Source organism: Noviherbaspirillum phoenicis, from assembly GCF_047237965.1.
GTDB lineage: Bacteria > Pseudomonadota > Gammaproteobacteria > Burkholderiales > Burkholderiaceae_D > Noviherbaspirillum_A.
In genome coordinates this window covers 824,837-845,386 of record NZ_JBDFLX010000001.1, presented here as the reverse complement: position 1 = coordinate 845,386, position 20,550 = coordinate 824,837, and the positions used below count along the sequence as shown (strand labels likewise).

14 protein-coding genes and 3 tRNA genes are annotated in these 20,550 nt (G+C 63.2%); 4 read left to right on the top strand and 13 right to left on the bottom strand.

Annotated features, from left to right (window positions below; genetic code table 11):
- Positions 1-1,074, top strand: coding sequence for a tRNA 2-selenouridine(34) synthase MnmH (gene mnmH, locus ABC383_RS03935; RefSeq protein WP_413012071.1), 1,074 nt, complete (start codon positions 1-3; stop codon positions 1,072-1,074).
- 176 nt (positions 1,075-1,250) lie between these two features.
- On the opposite strand, the gene ABC383_RS03930 is transcribed toward mnmH, so the two are convergent.
- The 11 genes from ABC383_RS03930 to ABC383_RS03880 all read right to left on the bottom strand — a co-directional run bounded on the left by ABC383_RS03930 (position 1,251) and on the right by ABC383_RS03880 (position 14,611).
- Positions 1,251-3,185 (bottom strand): SurA N-terminal domain-containing protein, encoded by a 1,935-nt coding sequence (locus ABC383_RS03930; RefSeq protein WP_413012070.1) that lies wholly within the window; start codon positions 3,183-3,185, stop codon positions 1,251-1,253.
- A gap of 88 nt (positions 3,186-3,273) precedes the next feature.
- Positions 3,274-3,350 (bottom strand) — tRNA-Asp (locus ABC383_RS03925).
- A 46-nt stretch (positions 3,351-3,396) separates the two neighbouring features.
- A tRNA-Val gene (locus tag ABC383_RS03920) sits at positions 3,397-3,472 on the bottom strand.
- 61 nt (positions 3,473-3,533) lie between these two features.
- Positions 3,534-3,806, bottom strand: a complete 273-nt coding sequence (locus tag ABC383_RS03915; protein ID WP_217344734.1) for an HU family DNA-binding protein — start codon at positions 3,804-3,806, stop codon at positions 3,534-3,536.
- A gap of 208 nt (positions 3,807-4,014) precedes the next feature.
- Positions 4,015-6,426: an endopeptidase La gene (gene lon, locus ABC383_RS03910; protein ID WP_413012069.1), complete on the bottom strand. Its 2,412-nt coding sequence runs from the start codon at positions 6,424-6,426 to the stop codon at positions 4,015-4,017.
- Positions 6,427-6,687: 261 nt separating this feature from the next.
- Positions 6,688-7,956 (bottom strand): ATP-dependent Clp protease ATP-binding subunit ClpX, encoded by a 1,269-nt coding sequence (gene clpX, locus ABC383_RS03905; protein WP_194711070.1) that lies wholly within the window; start codon positions 7,954-7,956, stop codon positions 6,688-6,690.
- A gap of 165 nt (positions 7,957-8,121) precedes the next feature.
- Entirely contained in the window at positions 8,122-8,751 is a 630-nt protein-coding gene (gene clpP / locus ABC383_RS03900) for an ATP-dependent Clp endopeptidase proteolytic subunit ClpP (RefSeq protein ID WP_413012068.1), read from the bottom strand.
- A gap of 30 nt (positions 8,752-8,781) precedes the next feature.
- On the bottom strand, positions 8,782-10,125 hold the full coding sequence (tig, locus tag ABC383_RS03895; RefSeq protein ID WP_413012067.1) for a trigger factor: 1,344 nt from the start codon (positions 10,123-10,125) through the stop codon (positions 8,782-8,784).
- 28 nt (positions 10,126-10,153) lie between these two features.
- Positions 10,154-10,240 (bottom strand) — tRNA-Leu (locus ABC383_RS03890).
- 136 nt (positions 10,241-10,376) lie between these two features.
- Positions 10,377-13,469, bottom strand: a complete 3,093-nt coding sequence (locus ABC383_RS03885; RefSeq protein ID WP_413012066.1) for an efflux RND transporter permease subunit — start codon at positions 13,467-13,469, stop codon at positions 10,377-10,379.
- Positions 13,466-14,611: an efflux RND transporter periplasmic adaptor subunit gene (locus ABC383_RS03880; protein WP_413012065.1), complete on the bottom strand. Its 1,146-nt coding sequence runs from the start codon at positions 14,609-14,611 to the stop codon at positions 13,466-13,468. Before ABC383_RS03880 ends, ABC383_RS03885 begins: the two co-directional genes overlap by 4 nt.
- A 131-nt stretch (positions 14,612-14,742) precedes the next feature.
- Here ABC383_RS03880 and hpnC point away from each other — a divergent pair, with 131 nt between their 5' ends.
- The 3 genes from hpnC to hpnE all read left to right on the top strand — a co-directional run bounded on the left by hpnC (position 14,743) and on the right by hpnE (position 17,910).
- Positions 14,743-15,561 carry a squalene synthase HpnC gene (gene hpnC, locus ABC383_RS03875; protein WP_413012064.1) on the top strand — a complete coding sequence of 273 codons (819 nt, stop codon included), beginning with the start codon at positions 14,743-14,745 and terminating at the stop codon, positions 15,559-15,561.
- 135 nt (positions 15,562-15,696) lie between these two features.
- Complete coding sequence (hpnD, locus tag ABC383_RS03870; RefSeq protein WP_413012063.1) at positions 15,697-16,530, top strand: presqualene diphosphate synthase HpnD; 834 nt, start codon at positions 15,697-15,699, stop codon at positions 16,528-16,530.
- A gap of 30 nt (positions 16,531-16,560) precedes the next feature.
- The gene (gene hpnE / locus ABC383_RS03865; protein ID WP_413012062.1) at positions 16,561-17,910 is read left to right on the top strand and encodes a hydroxysqualene dehydroxylase HpnE; all 1,350 of its coding nucleotides are present in this window, start codon (positions 16,561-16,563) and stop codon (positions 17,908-17,910) included.
- A gap of 86 nt (positions 17,911-17,996) precedes the next feature.
- On the opposite strand, the gene radA is transcribed toward hpnE, so the two are convergent.
- Positions 17,997-19,370 carry a DNA repair protein RadA gene (radA, locus tag ABC383_RS03860; RefSeq protein WP_413012061.1) on the bottom strand — a complete coding sequence of 458 codons (1,374 nt, stop codon included), beginning with the start codon at positions 19,368-19,370 and terminating at the stop codon, positions 17,997-17,999.
- A 9-nt stretch (positions 19,371-19,379) separates the two neighbouring features.
- Positions 19,380-20,465 carry an alanine racemase gene (alr, locus tag ABC383_RS03855; RefSeq protein WP_413012060.1) on the bottom strand — a complete coding sequence of 362 codons (1,086 nt, stop codon included), beginning with the start codon at positions 20,463-20,465 and terminating at the stop codon, positions 19,380-19,382.
- Positions 20,466-20,550: the final 85 nt, after the last annotated feature.

Sequence of the window (20,550 nt, the reverse complement as noted above, 5' to 3'; positions counted from 1 at the left end):
ATGAAGTTTCCTGCCCTGCTACCCATTTCCACCGTGCTGCCCGATCTTGGCAGCTACGACACCATCATCGACGTTCGCAGTCCGTCCGAATTCGCCGAGGACCACATCCCCGGCGCCATCAACTGCCCCGTGCTGGACGACGCCGAGCGCGCCGAGATCGGCACCCTGTACAAGCAGGTCAGCCCGTTCGAGGCCAAGAAGAAAGGCGCCGCGCTGGTGGCGCGCAACATCGGCAACCATCTGGAAAGGACGCTGCTGGACAAGCCGCGCGACTGGAAACCGCTGGTCTACTGCTGGCGCGGCGGCAACCGCAGCGGCGCAATGGCCCACATCCTGGCCAAGGTAGGCTGGCAGGCAGTACAACTCGATGGCGGCTACAAGGAATACCGGCGCCAGGTGAATCAGGCCCTGGCCGAACTGCCGGCCCGGTTTCGCTTCATCGTGGTGTGCGGCACCACCGGCAGCGGCAAGAGCCGCCTGCTGCAGACCCTGGACCGGCACGGCGCGCAGGTGCTGGACCTGGAGCAGCTGGCGGCCCATCGCGGCTCCGTGCTGGGCCACCTGCCCAGCGAGCCGCAGCCCAGCCAGAAAATGTTCGAGAGCCGGCTCTGGCATGCATTGCAGGGCTTCGATCCGTCGCGCCCGGTGTATGTCGAATCGGAGAGCAAGAAGGTCGGCAACCTGCGGGTGCCGGAGGCGCTGATGGAAAAGATCCGTGCCTCGGAATGCGTCTCGGTGCAGCTGACGCAGGCCGACCGTGTCGCGCTGCTGATGGAGGACTATGTGCACTTCGTCGAAGCGCCCGAGGCGTTGAACACCCGCCTGGATTGCCTGGCCATGCTGTACGGCCGCGACAAGATCAGTCACTGGCAGCAGCTGGCGCTGGAGGGGAAAATGCAGCCGCTGGTGGAAGAACTGCTGATCGACCATTACGACCCTGCGTACAACAAGTCCATCCGCCGCAACTTCACCCGCTTCGGCGACGCCATGGTGCTGGAGATCGTGGGCATCTCGGCACAGGCATTCGACGATGCGGCTGGGACGCTGCTGGCGGCAGACCGGGGTGCGTCCTGACCCTTTCTCCAGCCGGGTGCGACGCGCCTGGGAAAGGACGCTGAACCAAGGGCGGTGTGCGAGGGCTCCCTGCCATGCGCCCCAAAACAAAAAGGCGCGAAACCCTTGGGTTTCGCGCCTTTTTTTTGTATCCGACAAGCCTGCGTGCCGGCTGTTGCGCTGCTCCGTTCTTCTGCCTACTTCTGCCCTTCCGGCTCGCCGGCAGCCGCCGGGGCCGCAGGCGAATTCACCAGCTTGGTCTTGGCGCGCTTCTTCAGCACGTCGATGTAGGCCAGCGTTTCCTGTTGCGACAGGGCGGCGGCGATCTGCTGCTGCTCGGCGGTACGGCGTGCTTCATCGACCTTGGCAGCAGGCGCGAGCTTGTTGATGCGGTACACGCCATAACCCTGGCCAGGCAATTCCGCGCCGACCACGGCAGGCAGCTTGCTCACATCGGCCTTCATCACTGCCATGAACGCGCTTTCGTCCAGTCCGCCGGCGGCGGTGCGGGAAACCATCTTGGCCGCGCCGAAGCCGTTGGCGTCGGTCCTGGTCTGCAGCTCGGCCAAGCGCGCTTCGCCCGCCTTCTTCGCCAGCGCCATCGCTTCCTGCTGCAGCACCAGTTCCCTGACCTGCGTCTTCACCTCTTCCAGCGGACGACGCGCCTTGGGCTGGTAGGACACGACACGGCCGGCCACCAGCGTGTTGGGCGCCACTTCCACTGCCTCGGTATTGTGCTTGTTGCGCACCGCTTCGTCGGCGAACAGCGCGGCCAGGAACTTCGCATTGTTGTACGGGACATCCTTGCCCAGGCCCGGCTTGGGCTCGCGCCCGGTGATCGTCGCGGACTCGATCTTCAGGCCCAGCTTGTCGGCCACCGGCTTCAGGCTGTCGGCCTGCTCATAGACGGTGTTGGAAAAGGTCTCGGCCATCTCGGTGTACTTCTTCGCCGCCAGCTGCTTCCTGATCTCGCTCGCGATCTCGTCCTTCACCTGCTCCAGCGAGCGCACGCCGCCCGGCTTGATGTCGGTGACCTGAATGATGTGGTAGCCAAACTCGGACTCGACCACGTCGCTGATCTCGCCTTTCTTGAGCTTGTAGGCAGCGTCCTCGAAAGGCTTGACCATCATGCCCTTGCCGAAAAAGTCGAGGTCGCCGCCACGTTCCGCCGAACCCGGATCCTGCGAGTTTTCCTTGGCCAGCTTGGCGAAATCGCCCGGATTCTTGCGCAGCTGCGCCAGCAGTGCATCTGCCTTGGCCTTGGCGGCGCTGCGTTCCTTGGCTGGCGCCTCCTTGGGCGCGGTAATCAGGATGTGGCTGGCGCGACGCTGCTCTTCCGTGGTGTAGCGCTTCGCATTCTGCTCGTAGTACGACTTGATGTCGGCATCGCTGACCGACACCTGGCTGGCAATATTGGCCGCGTTCAGCACCACGTATTCGGCCTTCACCTGCTCCGGCGTCTCGAACCGGCTGCCGCTCTTGTCGTAATAGGCTTGCAGCATGTCGTCGGTTACCTTGACCTTGGCGGCATAGTCGGACGCCTTGAACAGCTGCTCCTGCACTTCGCGCTGCTGCTCGTTGATTTCCGACAGGCGGGTCGCCAGCGACTTGGGCGCAAATGCGCTGTTCTGCACGGCTGCATTGATCTGCTGCAGGGCCATTTCCTGGCGCAGCTGCGCTTCATACATGGTCGGCGTCATGCCTTGCGCCGCCAGCAGCGCCTTGTAGCGCTCGACATCGAACTTGCCATCGGCGGACTGCAGTTCCGGAATCTGCAGGATGCTCTGCTGCAGCGCCGCGTCGGATACCGACAGGTGGTTGCGTGCCGCTTCCACGGCCAGCGCCTTCTGGGCGATCAGGTTGTCGAGCAGGCCTCGGCGTGCTTCGGGGGTATCGAGAATGCGTGGATCGAACTGGGCGCCATAGGCCTGCCGCAGCCGGTCGGCCTGCTGGCGCTGCGCCGCATCCAGTTCTTCCTTGGTGACTTTCTGTCCGCCCACCTTGGCCACGACATTGGTTTCATCGCCCATGCGGGTATAGCTTTCCAGGCCGAGCAGGGCAAATGAAGGAACAATCAGGAGCAGCAGCAGAAACTGCATCAAACGTTGGTGGGTACGGATGAAATCGAACATGGTCTACCGATCACGGACAAATTGCTTGGTGCGCGAAATTCTAGCGCATATGAAAAAAGGCGAACATAAGTTCGCCTTTTTGGTTTTCTGGCGGAGTGGACGGGACTCGAACCCGCGACCCCCGGCGTGACAGGCCGGTATTCTAACCGACTGAACTACCACTCCTTGGTACTGCCGGAAAGCTGTAAGCCTTCCATTCCTGACTTGCTGTTGGTGGGTGCTGAGAGGCTCGAACTCCCGACCTACGCCTTGTAAGGGCGCCGCTCTACCAACTGAGCTAAGCACCCGATAAAACCGCTATACGCTGAGCCAGCCAGGTCTTGCCGCTTGTCACCGCGACAAAGGCGGCTAGTTTATCGCATCTTTCAATGCTTTGCCAGGCCTAAATTTTGGCACCTGTGCGGCGGCGATCCTGATCTGGTCGCCGGTACGCGGATTACGCCCGGTGCGGGCCGCCCGCTTGCCCACCGAAAACGTGCCGAAGCCAGCCAGCGTCACAGAGCCGCTGTCCTTGAGCGTGCTGGTGACGGCCTTGAGTACGGCATCCAGCGCCCGGGTGGCCGTCACCTTGGGAATCTCCGCCGATGCGGCGATATGGTCTATCAGTTCTGTCTTGTTCATTGTCGCTCCTCCGTCTCATTATTCCCCTCTGCGATTTTTCGCACGATAAATCGATCATCGAGGATGCAGAAAATCCGCAGCGAGTATTTAACAAGTCGGCCCAGAACGTGTCAAGGATCCAACATTTGCATTTTTACAACAGATGACATTCTGCCCGAGCCAAAAAAAATCGCGCTCCGGAGAGCGCGATTTCGGGGCCGGAAGCGCCTTAGTGCTTCACGACGTTCGGATCAGCCTTGTCGGCCGGCTTGGTCACCGCTGCTTCAGCCATTTCCTCGTCGGAGAGCGGTGTCGGCTGGCGCTCCAGCGCAATTTCAAGCACCTTGTCGATCCAGCGCACCGGCACGATCTCGAGCTTGTTTTTCACGTTGTCCGGAATCTCCGCGAGATCCTTCACGTTCTGCTCGGGAATCAGCACGGTCTTGATGCCGCCACGATGCGCCGCCAGCAGCTTTTCCTTCAGGCCGCCGATCGGCAGAACTTCACCGCGCAGTGTGATCTCGCCGGTCATCGCAACATCCGCACGCACCGGGATACCGGAGAAAACCGACACCAGCGCGGTCGTCATCGCGATACCCGCGGAAGGACCGTCCTTCGGCGTTGCGCCTTCCGGGACGTGGATATGGATATCGGTCTTTTCGAACACCTCCGGCTTGATGCCCAGCGATTTTGCCCGGCTGCGTACCACCGTGCGGGCGGCTTCGATCGACTCCTTCATCACATCGCCCAGGGTACCGGTACGTATCACGCCGCCCTTGCCAGGCATCGTGATCGCCTCGATCGTCAGCAGATCGCCGCCGACCTCGGTCCAGGCCAGACCGACCACCTGACCAACCTGGTTTTCCTTCTCGGCCACGCCGAAGTCGAAGCGACGCACGCCCAGGAACTTGTCGAGATTGGCGGAATTGACTTCCACCTTGCGCTCGTTCTTGGACAACAGCAGCATCTTCACCACCTTGCGGCAGATCTTGGACACTTCACGCTCGAGCGAACGAACGCCGGCTTCCCGGGTGTAGTAACGGATGATGTCGCGGATCGCGTCCTCGGTGACCGTGATCTCGCCTTCCTTCAGGCCGTTGTTCTTGATCTGCTTGGGCAGCAGGTAACGCTGCGCAATGCTGGTCTTCTCGTCCTCGGTATAGCCGGACAGCCGGATCACTTCCATCCGGTCCAGCAAGGCCGGCGGGATGTTGTACGAGTTGGACGTCGCCACGAACATCACGTCCGACAGGTCGAAATCCACTTCGACGTAGTGGTCGGAGAAGGTGTGGTTCTGTTCCGGATCCAGCACTTCCAGCAGCGCCGACGAAGGATCGCCGCGGAAATCCATGCCCAGCTTGTCGATCTCGTCCAGCAGGAACAAGGGGTTGCGCACGCCGGTCTTGGACAGGCTCTGCAGGATCTTGCCCGGCATCGAGCCGATGTAAGTCCGGCGATGGCCGCGGATCTCGGCTTCGTCGCGCACGCCGCCAAGCGCCATACGCACGAACTTGCGGTTCGTCGCGCGGGCGATCGACTGGCCCAGCGACGTCTTGCCCACACCCGGAGGGCCGACAAAGCACAGGATCGGTGCCTTCAGCTTGTCAACGCGCTGCTGCACGGCGAGATATTCCAGGATGCGTTCCTTGACCTTCTCCAGGCCATAGTGATCGTCTTCCAGCACCTGCTCGGCATTGGCAAGGTCATTGTTGACCTTGGACTTCTTCTTCCACGGCAGACCGATCAGCGTATCGATGTAGTTGCGCACCACGGTAGCCTCGGCCGACATGGGCGACATCAACTTGAGCTTCTTGAGCTCGCTCTGCGCCTTTTCGCGGGCTTCCTTGGGCATCTTGGCGAGCACGATCTTCTTCTCGAGCTCCTCCAGATCCGCGCCCTCTTCGCCCTCGCCCAGCTCCTTCTGGATCGCCTTGACCTGCTCGTTCAGGTAATACTCGCGCTGCGACTTTTCCATCTGGCGCTTCACGCGGCCACGGATGCGCTTCTCGACCTGCAGGATGTCGAGTTCGCCTTCCAACTGGCCCAGCAGATGCTCGTGGCGCTTGGCCACGTCGAAGATTTCCAGAATGACCTGCTTCTGCTCCAGCTTCAGCGGCAGATGCGCGGCAATGGTGTCGGCCAGGCGGCCGGCGTCGTCGATGCCAGCCAGCGAGGTCAGGATCTCGGGCGGGATCTTTTTGTTGAGCTTTACGTACTGGTCGAACTGCTGGACGATGGCGCGGCGCATCGCTTCGACTTCCGCTTCATCACCCGGCTCGGATTCGACAGGGGTCAGCTCGGCAGTGAAATGGCTGTCGAGTTCGGTGATTTTCTGGATACGTGCGCGCTGTGCGCCCTCGACCAGCACTTTGACAGTGCCGTCAGGCAGCTTCAGCATTTGCAGGATATTGGCTATGCAGCCGATCTCGTAAATATCTTCGGCGGAGGGCTCATCCTTGGCAGCAGCTTTCTGCGCGGCCAGCATGATGCTCTTGCCTTGTTCCATGGCGGCTTCGAGAGCCTTGATTGATTTTGGACGGCCTACGAACAGCGGTATCACCATATGCGGAAAAACGACGACGTCGCGCAATGGCAGCAGCGGCAGTTGGGTAGGTGCGGTAACAGTAGAAGTAGTCGTCATGGCGGGCCTTATCAAAAATCCTGTTCATGATGTTGGCGCGAGCAGCCGAAACACAAGCCCGGGCATCAACAAAAAACATGCTTAGTTGCAAAAAAAATAAAAAAAGCCACTCACGTTTTTATGCGCGAATGGCTTTTCGATGTAAGCCTGTTTGTGTGTTGACAGGGCAAATTGTAGCGGTTTTGCCTGAGAAACAAAGAAAAACTTGGGGACTTTACAATTTGACGCAAAGGTGTGCCGCCAGCGGCCGCACCCTTTGCTTTACTTGGCGCCCGATACCTTGGGCTGCTCGTGATAGATCAGGATCGGCTTGGCGCCATTGGTGATGGTATTTTCATCAATGACAACCTTGGCGACGTTCTGCTCGTTTGGCAGTTCGAACATGACTTCCAGCAGCGCGTGTTCAAGGATGGACCGCAGGCCGCGGGCGCCGGTCTTGCGCGCCAGCGCCTTGCGTGCTACTGCGTGCAGGGCCGCCGGGCGGATTTCCAGCTCGGCGCCTTCCATCTGCAGAAGCTTGGCATATTGCTTGACCAGCGCATTCTTCGGCTCCAGCAGAATCTGGATCAGGGCCGCTTCATTCAGCTCGCTCAAGGTCGCCACCACGGGCAGACGGCCGACCAGCTCGGGAATCAGGCCGAACTTGATCAGGTCCTCGGGTTCCGCTTCCAGCAGCACTTCGCTGGCCGTGCGCTCGGCCTGGCTCTTGACGCTGGCGCCGAAACCGATGCCGCTCTTCTCGGAACGCTCCGAAATCACCTTGGCGAGGCCGTCAAAGGCGCCGCCGCAGATGAACAGGATGTTGGTGGTGTCGATCTGCACGAAGTCCTGATTCGGATGCTTGCGGCCGCCCTGTGGCGGCACCGAGGCCATCGTGCCCTCGATCAGCTTCAGCAGCGCCTGCTGCACGCCTTCGCCGGACACATCGCGGGTGATCGACGGGTTGTCGGACTTGCGCGAGATCTTGTCGATTTCGTCGATATACACGATGCCGCGCTGCGCCTTGTCGACTTCGTAATTGCAGTTCTGCAGCAGCTTCTGGATGATGTTTTCCACATCCTCGCCGACGTAACCTGCTTCGGTCAGCGTGGTGGCATCGGCAATCACGAACGGCACATTCAGCATGCGCGCCAGTGTCTGCGCCAGCAGCGTCTTGCCGGAGCCGGTAGGACCGACCAGCAGGATGTTGCTCTTGGAGAGTTCGACCTCATCCTTCTTGCCAAGATGCTTCAGGCGCTTGTAATGGTTGTATACGGCGACTGACAGAATGCGCTTCGCATTTTCCTGGCCGATCACGTACTGGCCCAGCATGTCGAAGATTTCCTGGGGCGTGGGCAGATCCGACTTCGGACCGGCTACGGTCTCGATGCTCGATGCTTCGTCCCGGATGATGTCATTGCACAAATCAATGCATTCGTCGCAGATGAACACCGACGGGCCTGCAATGAGTTTTTTCACTTCATGCTGGCTCTTGCCGCAGAACGAGCAGTACAGCAGTTTTTCACCACTGGAGGACTTTTTATCGGACATGGAAAAAGCTTTGGAAAAAGGGTTCTACGATCTTACCCGCGAATCGAAATGTCGTCACGAGTCTGCGCAATAAATTGACAATTGAAACATATTGCATAATTGCACTAAAACAAAACGCCCGGGCGTTGCTGGCCAGGGCGTTTTTTCATTCAGTCAGCCGCTGACTCACGCGCGGCTGCTCAGCACCTTGTCGATCATTCCATAGTCCATGGCCTGTTCCGCCGACATGAAATTGTCGCGATCGGTGTCGCGGCTGATCTGCTCGACCGGGCGGCCGGTCTTTTCCGCCAAAATGGCGTTGAGACGTTCGCGCAGATACAGGATTTCCCGCGCCTGGATTTCGATGTCCGCTGCCTGGCCCTGCGCACCGCCCAGCGGCTGGTGAATCATGATGCGCGAATTCGGCAGCGAGAAGCGCTTGCCCTTGGCGCCAGCGGCCAAAAGGAAAGCACCCATCGACGCAGCCAGACCGGTGCACAGCGTCGATACGTCCGGCTTGATGAACTGCATCGTGTCGTAGATCGCCATGCCGGCCGATACCGAGCCGCCCGGGCTGTTGATGTAGAGCGAAATATCCTTGTCGGGATTTTCGCTTTCCAGGAACAGCAGCTGCGCAACGATCAGGTTGGCGCTATGGTCGTTCACCGGGCCAACCAGGAAAATCACGCGCTCCTTCAGCAGACGCGAGTAGATGTCGTAAGCACGCTCGCCGCGGCCGCTCTGCTCGATCACCATCGGCACCATGCCGAGCATCTGTGTATCGAGCGCGCTGTTTCCCATCATGCTAGTAGTCATGTGATTTCCCTCTGAGATCGCACCGGGGACTCAGCCCTGCGCGTTATTAGCCATCAATTCGTCGAAGCTCACCGGCTTGTCGGTGACCTTCGCCTTGCCAAGCACGTAATTGACGACGTTTTCTTCCAATACAAGAGCTTCGACTTCCGACAGGCGGCGACGATCGCTGAAATAGTACTTCATCACTTCCTGCGGATCTTCGTAGCTCTTGGCGAACTCTTCCACCTGGGCCTTGACCTGCTCAGGCGTTGCCTGCAGGTTCTGTTCCTTGACCAGATCGGCCAGGATCAGTCCCAGACGCACGCGGCGCTCGGCCTGGGCGGTGAACAGCTCGCGCGGGAAAGGCATGTCCTTCATGTTCATGCCGCGCTGCTGCATGTCCTGGCGCGTCATTTCCATCAGGCGCTCGACTTCCTGGTCAACCAGCGCCGTGGGCACGTCCAGCTCGACCTGCTTGATCAGCGCATCCATCACGCTGTCCTTGGTCTTGGCCTTGGCGCGGTTCTGCACTTCGCGTTCCAGGTTGTTCTTGATGTCTTCGCGCATCTTGTCGAGGTCGCCGTCGGGGATGCCCAGCGACTTCGCAAATTCGGTATCGACTTCGGGCATGTGCGCCCATTCCAGCTTCTTCAGGGTCACGGTGAACTGGGCGGTCTTGCCGGCCACGTCCTTGCCATGGTAATCCTCGGGGAAATGCAGGTCGAAGGTCTTGGACTCGCCGACTTTCAGGCCAACCGTGGCGGCTTCGAATTCCGGCAGCATGCGGCCTTCGCCCAGCACGAAGGCATAGTCGTCAGCCTTGCCGCCCGGGAATTCGACGTCGTCGATCTTGCCGACGAAGTCGATGGTGACGCGGTCGCCGTTTTGTGCGGTCTGGTCCGCGCCGCCGTCGCCGTGCTCGCCCTGCTCGCCCTTGACGTGGTAGTGGACGCGCTGCTTGCGCAGGATGTCGATGGTCTTGTCGATTTCGGCCGGCGAGACTTCAGCCACGGTGCGCTCGATTTCGGCGGCGGACAGGTCGCCGACCTTGACTTCGGGATAAACCTCGAAAGTGGCGTCGAAGGCAACCATGCCTTCCGGTGCGCCTTCCTTGGCTTCGATCTTCGGGAAGCCAGCCACGCGCAACTGGTTCTCGTCGGTCGCTGCGGCGAACGCGCGGCCGACCTTGTCATTGAGCACGTCCGATTCCACCTGATAGCCGTACTGCTGCGCCACCATCTTCATCGGTACCTTGCCAGGCCGGAAACCGGGGGCCTTGGCGGTGCGGGCGCGGAGTTTGAGTTGCTTTTCCACTTCCGCCTGCACATCAGCCAGCGGCAGCGTGATCGTGATGCGACGCTCAAGTTTTTCCAGAGTTTCGACTTCAGTTGCCATGTGAATCGTCCAAAAAATAATCGTTCTGTGGTGCGAGGAGGGGGACTCGAACCCCCACACCATTGCTGGCGTCAGGACCTAAACCTGGTGCGTCTACCAATTTCGCCATCCTCGCGCAAATAGTCCGGTGCAAAAGCAAAGGGCGACCGGGAAGTGCAAGTGGGTCGCCCTGCTGTGCCGTTGCGATCGGCATTTCAACTTCAAGCGCGGATTTTACTGGATTTTTCCGGCCGCCGTCGTGATTTTTGACATTATGCCATCGGCTGCGGCCGCTTGACCCGGAACCAGGTGGCATACAGGGCCGGCAGGAACAACAGGGTCAGGCCGGTTGCCACGATCAGGCCGCCCATGATGGCCACCGCCATCGGCCCCCAGAACACCGAGCGCGACAGCGGAATCATGGCCAGCACGGCCGCCGCCGCGGTCAGGATGATGGGCCGGAAGCGGCGCACGGCCGACTCCACCACCGCGTTCCAGGGCTCGGCGCCGTCGGCGATGTCCTGCTCGATCTGGTCTATCAGGATCACCGAATTGCGGATGATCATGCCGAACAGCGCGATCACGCCGAGCTGGGCGACAAAGCCGAACGGCCGCTGCAGCAGCAGCAGCGCCATGGCCGCGCCGGTCACGCCCAGCGGGCCGGTGAGGAAGACCAGCAGCGAGCGCGAGAAGCTGTGCAGCTGCAGCATCAGCAGCGTGAAGATGATGAAGATCACCAGCGGCACATTGGCGGCGATGGAGTCCTGCGCCTTGCCGCTGTCGGCGATGGCGCCGGCCAGCTTGATCTGGTAGCCGGCCGGCAGCGCGGCGCGCAACTCGTTCAGTTTGGGATCGATCTGGTTTGACACCGTCGGGCCCTGTATGCCTTCGACGACGTCGGCCTGCACCGTGATCGCCCATTCCCTGCCCTCGCGCCAGACCACGCCCGGCTCCCATACGAAATGGGCGCGCGCCAGCTGCGAGATGGTGACCGCCTTGCCGCTGGCGGTCGGCACGCTGGTGCCATTGAGCAGCTCGATGCTGGAACGCTCGTCGACCGGCTGCCGCATCACGATATCGATCAGCTTGTCGCCCTCGCGGAACTGGCCGATGGTGGTGCCGGACAGGATGGTATTGGCGGTGCGCATGACGGTCTGCGTCGTCACGCCCAGCGCGCGCAGCTTGTCCTGGTCGAGGTCCAGGCGCAGCACCTTGACCGACTCGTTCCAGTTGTCGTTCACGCCCAGCGTGTTGGGATTGGCGCGCATGATTTCCTTGACCTTGTCGGCCACCTCGCGCACCTTGCCCACTTCAAGGCCCGTAACCCGGAACTGCACCGGGTAAGGTACCGGCGGTCCGTTGGGCAGCAGGCGCACGCGGCCGCGCACTTCGGGGAAGTCGGTCTTGAACAGTTCGGTGATCTTCTGGCGCATCGCCTCGCGGCTCTTCAGGTCCTTGGGCACCACGACCAGCTGCGCGACGTTGGTCTGCGGGAAGATCTGGTCCAGCGGCAGATAGAAGCGCGGGCTGCCGGTGCCGACATAGCTGGTATAGCTGCGTATGCTGTCCTGCTTGGCGAGGAAAGCTTCGAACTTCTTCACCTGGTTTTCAGTGGCGCCGAAGGATGCGCCTTCGGGCAGCCACATTTCGACCATCAGTTCCGGCCGCGACGAGTCGGGGAAGAACTGCTGCTCGATGAAACGGAAACCCAGCACGCCCAGCGCGAAGACCGCCAGCGTGATCGCGATGGTGGTCTTGCGCCATTCAACGCAGCGCGACACCAGGCGCCGGAAGCGGGTGTAGAACGGCGTGTCGAACAGCTCGTGGTGGCCGTCGGCATGGGCCGCTGGCTTGACCTTGAGCAGCAGGTAGCCGATGTAGGGCGTGAAGATCACGGCCGCCAGCCAGGAGATCAAGAGCGCCAGCGCATTGACCGAGAACATCGAGAAGGTGTATTCGCCGGCTGCCGACTTGGCCAGGCCGATCGGCAGGAAACCAGCCGCGGTGATCAGCGTGCCGGTCAGCATCGGGATAGCTGTCGACGTATACGCGAAGGTGGCGGCGTCGAAGCGCGACAGGCCCTCCTCCATCTTCCGCACCATCATCTCCACGGCGATGATGGCGTCATCCACCAAGAGGCCCAGCGCAATGATCAGCGCGCCGAGCGAGATCTTGTGCAGGTCGATGCCGAGGATGCGCATGAACAGGAAGGTCACGGCCAGCACCAGCGGGATGGTCAGCGCCACCACCAGGCCGGGACGCACGTCCAGCCGCAGCGGCTTGGTGTGCAGGCCCAGCGCCACGAAGCTGACCGCCAGCACGATCAGAACCGCCTCGATCAGGGTATGGACGAATTCATTGACCGAGGACGCGACGGCTTCCGGCTGGTTGGTGACCTGCTGCAGCTCGATGCCCACCGGCAGCTTGGCGCGGATCTCGGCGGTGGCCTTCTGCAGGTTCTTGCCGAGTTCGATGATGTTGCCGCCGCGCTCCATCGAAATGCCCAGGCCGATCACCTCATGGCCGTTGAAGCGCATCTTGTCCTGCGGCGGCTCGCGGAAGCCGCGCCGCACGGTGGCGAAGTCGCCGAGGCGGAAGTTGCTGCCGTTGGCGCGCAGCTGCAGGTTCTCCAGGTCGGACACGGAACGCAAGGCGCCGCTGACCCTGACCTGCAGGTTGTCGCTGGGGGTGACCAGCACGCCGGTGGATTCGACCGCGTTCTGCGCATTGATCTGGGCCACCACGGTCTCGAACGGCACGCCCAGCTGCGAGAAGCGCTTGTGGGAGAACTCGATATAGATCTTTTCGTCCTGCACGCCGTACTGCTCGACCTTGGACACCGACGGCACCTTCAGCAGCTGCTGGCGCACGAAGTCGGCGTAGTCCTTGATTTCGGCATAGGTGAAGCCGTCGCCGGAGAGCGCGAAGATGGAGCCGAAGGTGTCGCCGAACTCGTCGTTGAAGAACGGGCCGACCACGCCGCCGGGCAGCGTGCCGCGGATGTCGCCGATCTTCTTGCGCACCTGGTACCAGGCGTTCTGCACTTCGCGCGGCGGGGTCGACTCGCGCAGGTTCAGGATGATCAGGGTCTCGCCCGGCTTGGAATAGCTGCTGATGCGGTCGATGAAGGGCGTCTCCTGCAGCTTCTTTTCCAGCTTGTCGGTGACCTGGTCGGCCATCTGCAGCGAGGTGGCGCCAGGCCAGTAGGCGCGCACGACCATGGCGCGGAAGGTGAACGGCGGGTCTTCGTCCTGGCCCAGCTTGCTGTAGCTGAGCACGCCGCCCAGGAGCAGCACCACCATCAGGTAGCGGATCAGCGGTATGTGTTCGAGCGCCCAGCGCGAGAGGTTGAAGCCGCCCTTCATTTGGCGGTCCCGGCGTTGTTCTGGGCTACCGGTTCGGCATCGAGCACGGTGACCTTCTGGCCGGGCTTGAGCAGATGCACCCCGGCGGTGACGACGACCTGGCCGGGAGTGAGGCCGGAAGCTACCAGCATCTCATTGCCGGAGGCGCCGGCAAGCTGGACCGGCGCCAGCCGGACGGTGCCGTTTTCCACCAGCCAGACTGCGCTGGCGCCCTGATTCTGTACCAAGGCCGTCAGCGGCACCTTGAGCATGGGGCTTTCGCCATTGGCGCTGAAGGTGACGTAGGCGGTCATGCCCAGGCGTACATCCTCCGGCGCCTTGGGCAGGCTGATCTTGGCGGTGTAGGTACGGGTGGCGGTATCGGCCACCGGCGACAGTTCGCGCAGCTTGCCGGGCAGCGCCTCATCGGGATTGGCCCAGGTGCGCACCGTCACGTCGCTGACCTTGCGCAGCGCATCGACCTGGTCTTCCGGAATGCTGATGACGACTTCCTTCTCGCCCAGCTGCGCCAGCCGCACCACCGGCGTGCCGGCCGACACCACCTGCCCGGTCTCGGCATCGATGCCCGTCACCACGCCGTCGACATCGGCCACCAGGTTGCCGTAGCCGGTCTGGTTGCGCTGGGTGCGCAGGGCCGCCGCGGCCTGGTCGCGCGTGGCGCGGGCGGAGCGGTAGGCGGTTTCCTTGGCGTCCAGCACCGCCTGGCTGACGAAGTTCTTTTCCCGCAGATCCTTGTAGCGCGCCAGTTCAGCCTTGGCCAGTTCCAGATTGCTCTCGGCCGCGCCCAGCGCGGCGTTGGCCTGCGACTGCGCCAGCTGCAGATCCTGCGGGTCGAGCTGCATCAGCACCTGGCCGCGCTTGACCATGGCGCCCACGTCGACCTTGCGCGAGACGATCTTGCCACCGACCCGGAAACCCAGCCGCGATTCATACCGCGCCCGTATCTCGCCTGAAAACTGCGCCACCGTGCGGGTGCTGGCCGCCGCCATCTTGATCGCCCGTACCGGCCGCACTTCCTCCACCTTCTCCACCGGCTTGGAGCAGCCGGCCAGGACCAGGCTCAGCGCCAGGCCGGCCACAGCAAGATAGGCGCTGGCAGCGCGTCGCGGCGAGTTGGCGCGCACGTGGTTAAGGTTGGGCACGGTGAATTCCTTTACTATTCGGGGCAAAAAAACGCTCCGGCCGCCACGATGATGAGGGCCGTAGCCTGTGGACCGGATGGTTACTGACTGATGAGTTAGTAATTATAAGGCATTTGGATTTCAGGAAATCGATGTCAGTTGATCATTATGAGAACTTCCCGGTGGCTTCCATCCTGCTGCCGGCACGGCTACGGCCGCCGGTGGAGGCCATCTATGCATTTGCCCGCAGCGCTGACGATATCGCCGACGAAGGCGACGCCAGCGCCGACCAGCGGCTGGCATCGCTGCAGGACTATGCGGCGCAATTAGACCGCATCGAGGCCGGGCAGTCAGTCGAATCAGCGCTGTTTGTCCGCCTGGCGCAAATGGTTGCCGCCCACGCATTGCCGCTGCAGCCGATGCGCGACCTGCTCTCGGCATTTCGCCAGGATGTGGTGACCGTGCGCTATGCCACCTATGCGGATCTGCTCGACTATTGCCGGCGCTCGGCCAACCCGGTCGGCGCTTTGATGCTGCACTTGTATGGCGTGCAGGATGCACAGAGCCTGCGGCAGTCGGACGCCATCTGCAGCGCGCTGCAACTGATCAACTTCTGGCAGGACGTGGCGATCGACTGGGACAAGGGCCGGATCTACCTGCCGCTGGAAGACCTGGCGCGTTTCGGCGTCGGGGAAGCGCAGATCGGCCGGCAGCAAAGCGATGACCGCTGGCGTGCGCTGATGCGCTTCGAGGTGGACCGCGCCCGCGCGCTGATGCTGTCGGGTGCGCCGCTGGCGTGGCGGCTGCGCGGACGGATAGGCTGGGAACTGCGCCTGATCGTGCAGGGCGGGCTGCGCATACTGGAGCGCATCGAGCAGGCCGACTACGATGTGTTCCGGCGCCGCCCCAGGCTGGGCCGGGCCGACTGGGCGCTGTTGCTGGCGCGCGCCCTGATGCGGCAGCCGGCCTGAGGCGGGTCCACCGCTTTTCCCGTTTGGGCGCACGACCGCGCCGGCTCCCGGACTGCCTGCCTGTCTTAAAACCGGGTTCTCGGCTAGCATAGCGGCTTTGCCCGGCTCGGCCGCCCTCCATCCACTTACCGATTCATGTCACCAGACGACTACTGCCAGCAAAAGGCCGCCCAGAGCGGCTCCAGTTTCTACTACAGCTTCCTGTTCCTGCCGACGGAGCGGCGCCGCGCGATCACGGCGCTGTATGCCTTCTGCCGGGAGGTCGATGACACGGTGGACGAAGCCACCGACGAATCGGTGGCGCGCGCCAAGCTGGCCTGGTGGCGGAAGGAAATCGGCGCCATGCTGGCTGGCGCGCCGACGCACCCGGTGACCAAGGCGCTGGAACCGCACCTGGTGCCTTATTCCCTCGACGGCAAGCATCTGCTGGCCATCGTCGACGGCATGGAAATGGACCTGAACCAGACCCGCTACCTCGACTACCCGGCGCTCAAGCGCTATTGCTGGCACGTGGCGGGCGTGGTCGGCATCCTGTCGGCCAGCATCTTCGGCGCTACCCGGCCGGAAACCCTGGACTATGCGGAGCGGCTCGGCCTGGCCTTCCAGCTCACCAACATCATCCGCGACGTGGGAGAAGATGCGCGCAAGGGCCGCATCTACCTGCCGATCAGCGAGCTGCAGCAGTTCCAGGTTACCGCCGCCGACATCCTGAATGCGCGTCACAGCGACAACTTCGAACAGCTGATGGCCTTCCAGACAGAACGCGCAAAACAAGCCTATGAAGAAGCCTATGCCGTGCTGCCCAAAGAGGACCGGCGGGCGCAACGGCCGGGCCTGATCATGGCGTCGATTTACCGCACCTTGCTGAGCGAAATCGAGGCGGACCGCTTCCATGTGCTGGAGCACAAGATCTCGCTGACGCCGATCCGCAAGCTGTGGCTGGCGTGGAAAACCTATGTGCGCGGCTGACGCCGGGCCTCGCCACGCCGGCCGACGGGCATGACGACGCCACGGATCGCGGTCATTGGCGGCGGCTGGGCCGGCTGCGCCGCCGCCGTGGAACTGGCCACGCAGGGCGCGAGCGTGACGCTGTATGAAGCGTCGCGCACCCTGGGCGGCCGCGCACGGGTGATTTCCAGCCACGGCCGCACCCTCGACAACGGCCAGCACATCCTGCTCGGCGCCTATGGCGAAACACTGCGGCTGCTGCGGCTGATCGGCGTTGCGGAGAAATCGGTGCTGCTGCGCCTGCCGCTGCAGATGTGCTACCCGGACGGCACGGGCATGACGTTCATCGCGCCGCGCCTGCCGGCGCCCTGGCACGTCACCCTTGCCCTGCTGCGCGCGCGCGGCCTGCGTCATGCCGACCGCATGGCGCTGGCCCGCTTCTCCACCGCCGCCCGCTGGATGGGCTGGCAACTGAACCAGGACTGCACGGTGGAAGAACTGCTGCAGCGCCACGACCAGACCGACACCCTGGTGCGGCTGATGTGGCGGCCGCTTTGCCTTGCGGCGCTCAACACCCCGCCCGAGCTCGCCTCCGCCAGGATTTTCCTGAATGTGCTGCGCGACAGCCTGGGTGCGCGCCGCAGCGCTTCCGACATGCTGTTGCCGCGGGTGGACCTGAGCGCCTTGTTCCCGCGGCATGCGGCGATGCACATCGAACGCCATGGCGGGCAGGTCGTCTACGGCGCCAGGGTCGAACGCCTTGAGCGTGCCGGCCGCGGCTGGCGTCTGGGAATGCAGTCACAGGATCAGGATCAGGATCAGCCGCAGGCGCATGATGCGGTGGTGCTGGCCACCGCGCCTGCCCAAGCCGCCGCCCTGCTCGCTCCGCTGGCGCAGGCCAGCGTCGTGCCGGCGTTCGACTGGGAAGCCATCACCACGGTCTATCTTCAATACGCGGCCAGCGTGCGCCTGCCGCGCATCTTCCTGGCCTTGCAGGACGCGCCCGGGGCTGGCCACTGGGGCCAATTCGTCTTCGACCGCGGCCAGTTGAACGCTTCGGACGCCGGCCTGCTGGCGGTCGTGGTCAGCGCCTCCGGCGCTGCGCTGGAACAGGGCAACGAAGCGCTGGCAGCGCAGGTTGCGGCGCAACTGGCCGAGGTGCTGCGCATGCCTACGCTGGCGGCGCCGCAATGGAGCCGGGTGATTTCGGAAAAGCGGGCAACGTTTGCCTGCACACCCGACCTGCAGCGTCCATCGAACGACATCGGAATTGCAGGACTCGCGCTGGCCGGCGATTACACGGCCAGCGACTATCCGGCCACGCTGGAATCGGCGGTGCGCAGCGGCACCGCGGCGGCGCGCCTGGTGCTGCAGGGCGTGGGAACCGGCCTTCAGGCCTGATCCGGCCCTTCACGCTTCCTTACGAACTGCAGGCGGCGGCGCAGCCGGCTGGCTTTCTATTGCAGATTTTTCTCGATAGTTGCGTTTCAGCTGTGTTCGCGCACCCGCGCCAGCGCATCGTCGATCCGCTCCACCGGAATGATGGTCATGCCCTCGATCGGCTGCTTGGGCGCGTTCGCCTTCGGAATCAGCGCCAGCGAGAAACCCAGCTTGGCGGCTTCGCGCAGCCTTTCCTGACCGCGCGGCGCGGGACGGATCTCGCCCGCCAGGCCAACTTCGCCGAACACCACCAAGCCACGCGGCAGCGGCTTGCTGCGCATCGACGACTGGATCGCCAGCAGCACCGCCAGGTCGGCGGCAGGCTCGGCAATCTTCACCCCGCCGACCGCGTTGATGAACACGTCCTGGTCGAATGCCGCCACGCCGGCATGCCGGTGCATCACGGCCAGCAGCATGGCCAGCCGGTTCTGCTCCAGGCCCACCGACAGCCGCCGCGCATTCGGCAAATGGGACGCATCGACCAGCGCCTGCACTTCCACCAGCAGCGGCCGGGTGCCCTCCTGCGTCACCATCACGCAGGAACCCGGCACCTGGTTGTCATGCTGCGACAAGAACAGGGCCGAGGGATTGGAGACGCCCTTCAGGCCCTTGTCGCCCATTGCGAACACGCCCAGTTCATTCACCGCGCCGAAACGGTTCTTGATTGCCCTGACCAGGCGGAAGCTGGAATGGGTGTCGCCTTCGAAATACAGCACCGTGTCGACGATGTGCTCCAGCACCCGCGGCCCGGCCAGCGCGCCTTCCTTGGTGACATGGCCCACCATGATGATGGTGACGCCGGTCTGCTTGGCCACCCGGGTAAGCTGCGCGGCGCACTCCCGCACCTGCGCCACCGAGCCGGGCGCGGAGGTCAGCGCATCGGAGTAGACGGTCTGGATCGAGTCGATCACCGCCACCTGCGGCTTTTGCTCGGCCAGGGTGGCAATGATCTTTTCCAGTTGAATCTCTGCCTGCAGCATCAGTTCGCGGGCATCGACGGCCAGGCGCTTGGCGCGCAATGCGATCTGCGCGCCGGATTCCTCGCCGCTCACATACAGCACCCGCTTGACCCGCGACAGGTTGGCCAGCGCCTGCAGCAGCAGGGTGGACTTGCCGATGCCGGGGTCGCCGCCGATCAGCACCACGCCGCCCGCGACCAGGCCGCCGCCCAGCACCCGGTCGAATTCCTCGATGCCGGTGCCGAAGCGCGGCACGTCGATCGCCTCGATGTCGGCCAGACTCATCACCGGCGAGGCCTGCGCCAGGCCCTGCGGCTGGCTGGTGGTGTAGCGGTTGTTGCCGGTCTCGATGGTGGTTTCGACCAGCGTGTTCCATTCGCCGCAGGCCGGACACTGCCCGGTCCACTTGCTGGTGATGCCGCCGCAGGCGCTGCAGGTGTAATTGGTTTTCGCTTTTGCCATGTCTTGTCGTCAGTTGTCGCCGCGCACCGCGACAGCGACCCGCGGCGCCACCGCGCACATCAGTTCGTAGCCTATCGTTCCGGCAGCTTGAGCTACCTCATCTATGGGCAATCCCTCGCCCCACAAGGTCACGGGCGAACCCACCTGCGCCTGCGGCACATTGGTCAGGTCTACGGTCAGCATGTCCATCGACACCCGGCCCGCCAGCGCGCAGCGCACGCCGTCGACCAGAACCGGCGTGCCGCCGGGCGCATGGCGCGGATAGCCGTCCGCATAGCCGCAGGCCACCACGCCGATCCGCATTGCCTGTTGGGCGACGTAGCGGCTGCCGTAGCCCACCGCCTCGCCTGGCGTTATTTGCTGGATGGCGATGAGGCGGCTGGACAGGGTCATTGCCGGCGTCAGGCCAAAGCCGGCGGCCGGCGCCGCGCTGGGCGTGCCGCCGTACAGCATGATGCCGGGCCTGACCCAGTCCTCCGCCAGTTCGCCGTGCAGCAGGTTGGCCGCCGAGTTGCACATCGACAGCGGCACATCCAGCCCCGACGCCGCCTCGCGCATGCGCCGCACCTGCTCGGCCAGCGGCAGGGCCTGGTTGTGCTCATCGTCGGCATTGGCGAAATGGGTCACCAGGACGATATGCCCGACACCGGGCAAGGCGCGCAGGCGGGCATGCACGGAAGCAATCTGGTGCGGCCGGAATCCCAGCCGGTTCATGCCGCTGTTGACTTTCAGATGGATATTGACCGGCCTGTGCAGGGTCGCGGTTTCCAGCATGCGCAGCTGGTCCTCGCAATGGACGACGGTATCCAGGCCGTGGCCTGCCACTGCCTCCAGGTCGGCCGCATCGAAGAAGCCTTCCAGCAGCAGCACCGGCTTGCGCCAGCCGCGCTGCCGCAGCAGGACGGCGGCGTCCGGCTCCACCAGCGCCATGCCGTCGGCGTCGGCAAAGCCGCGCAGCGCGTTCATCAGGCCGTGGCCATAGCCATTGGCCTTGACCACCGCCCAGACCCTGGCCCTGCCGGCGTGGGCGCGTGCGGCGGCAAGATTCCGTTGCATTGCAGCAATATCGATCGTGGCGAGAATGGGCCTGGGCATTTTTCTGGCAAACCTTTTCAAGTAATGAAGAAGCAACTTTTCATTTTACTTGACCATACTCCGCCAACCGACCGTAATTCGCCGG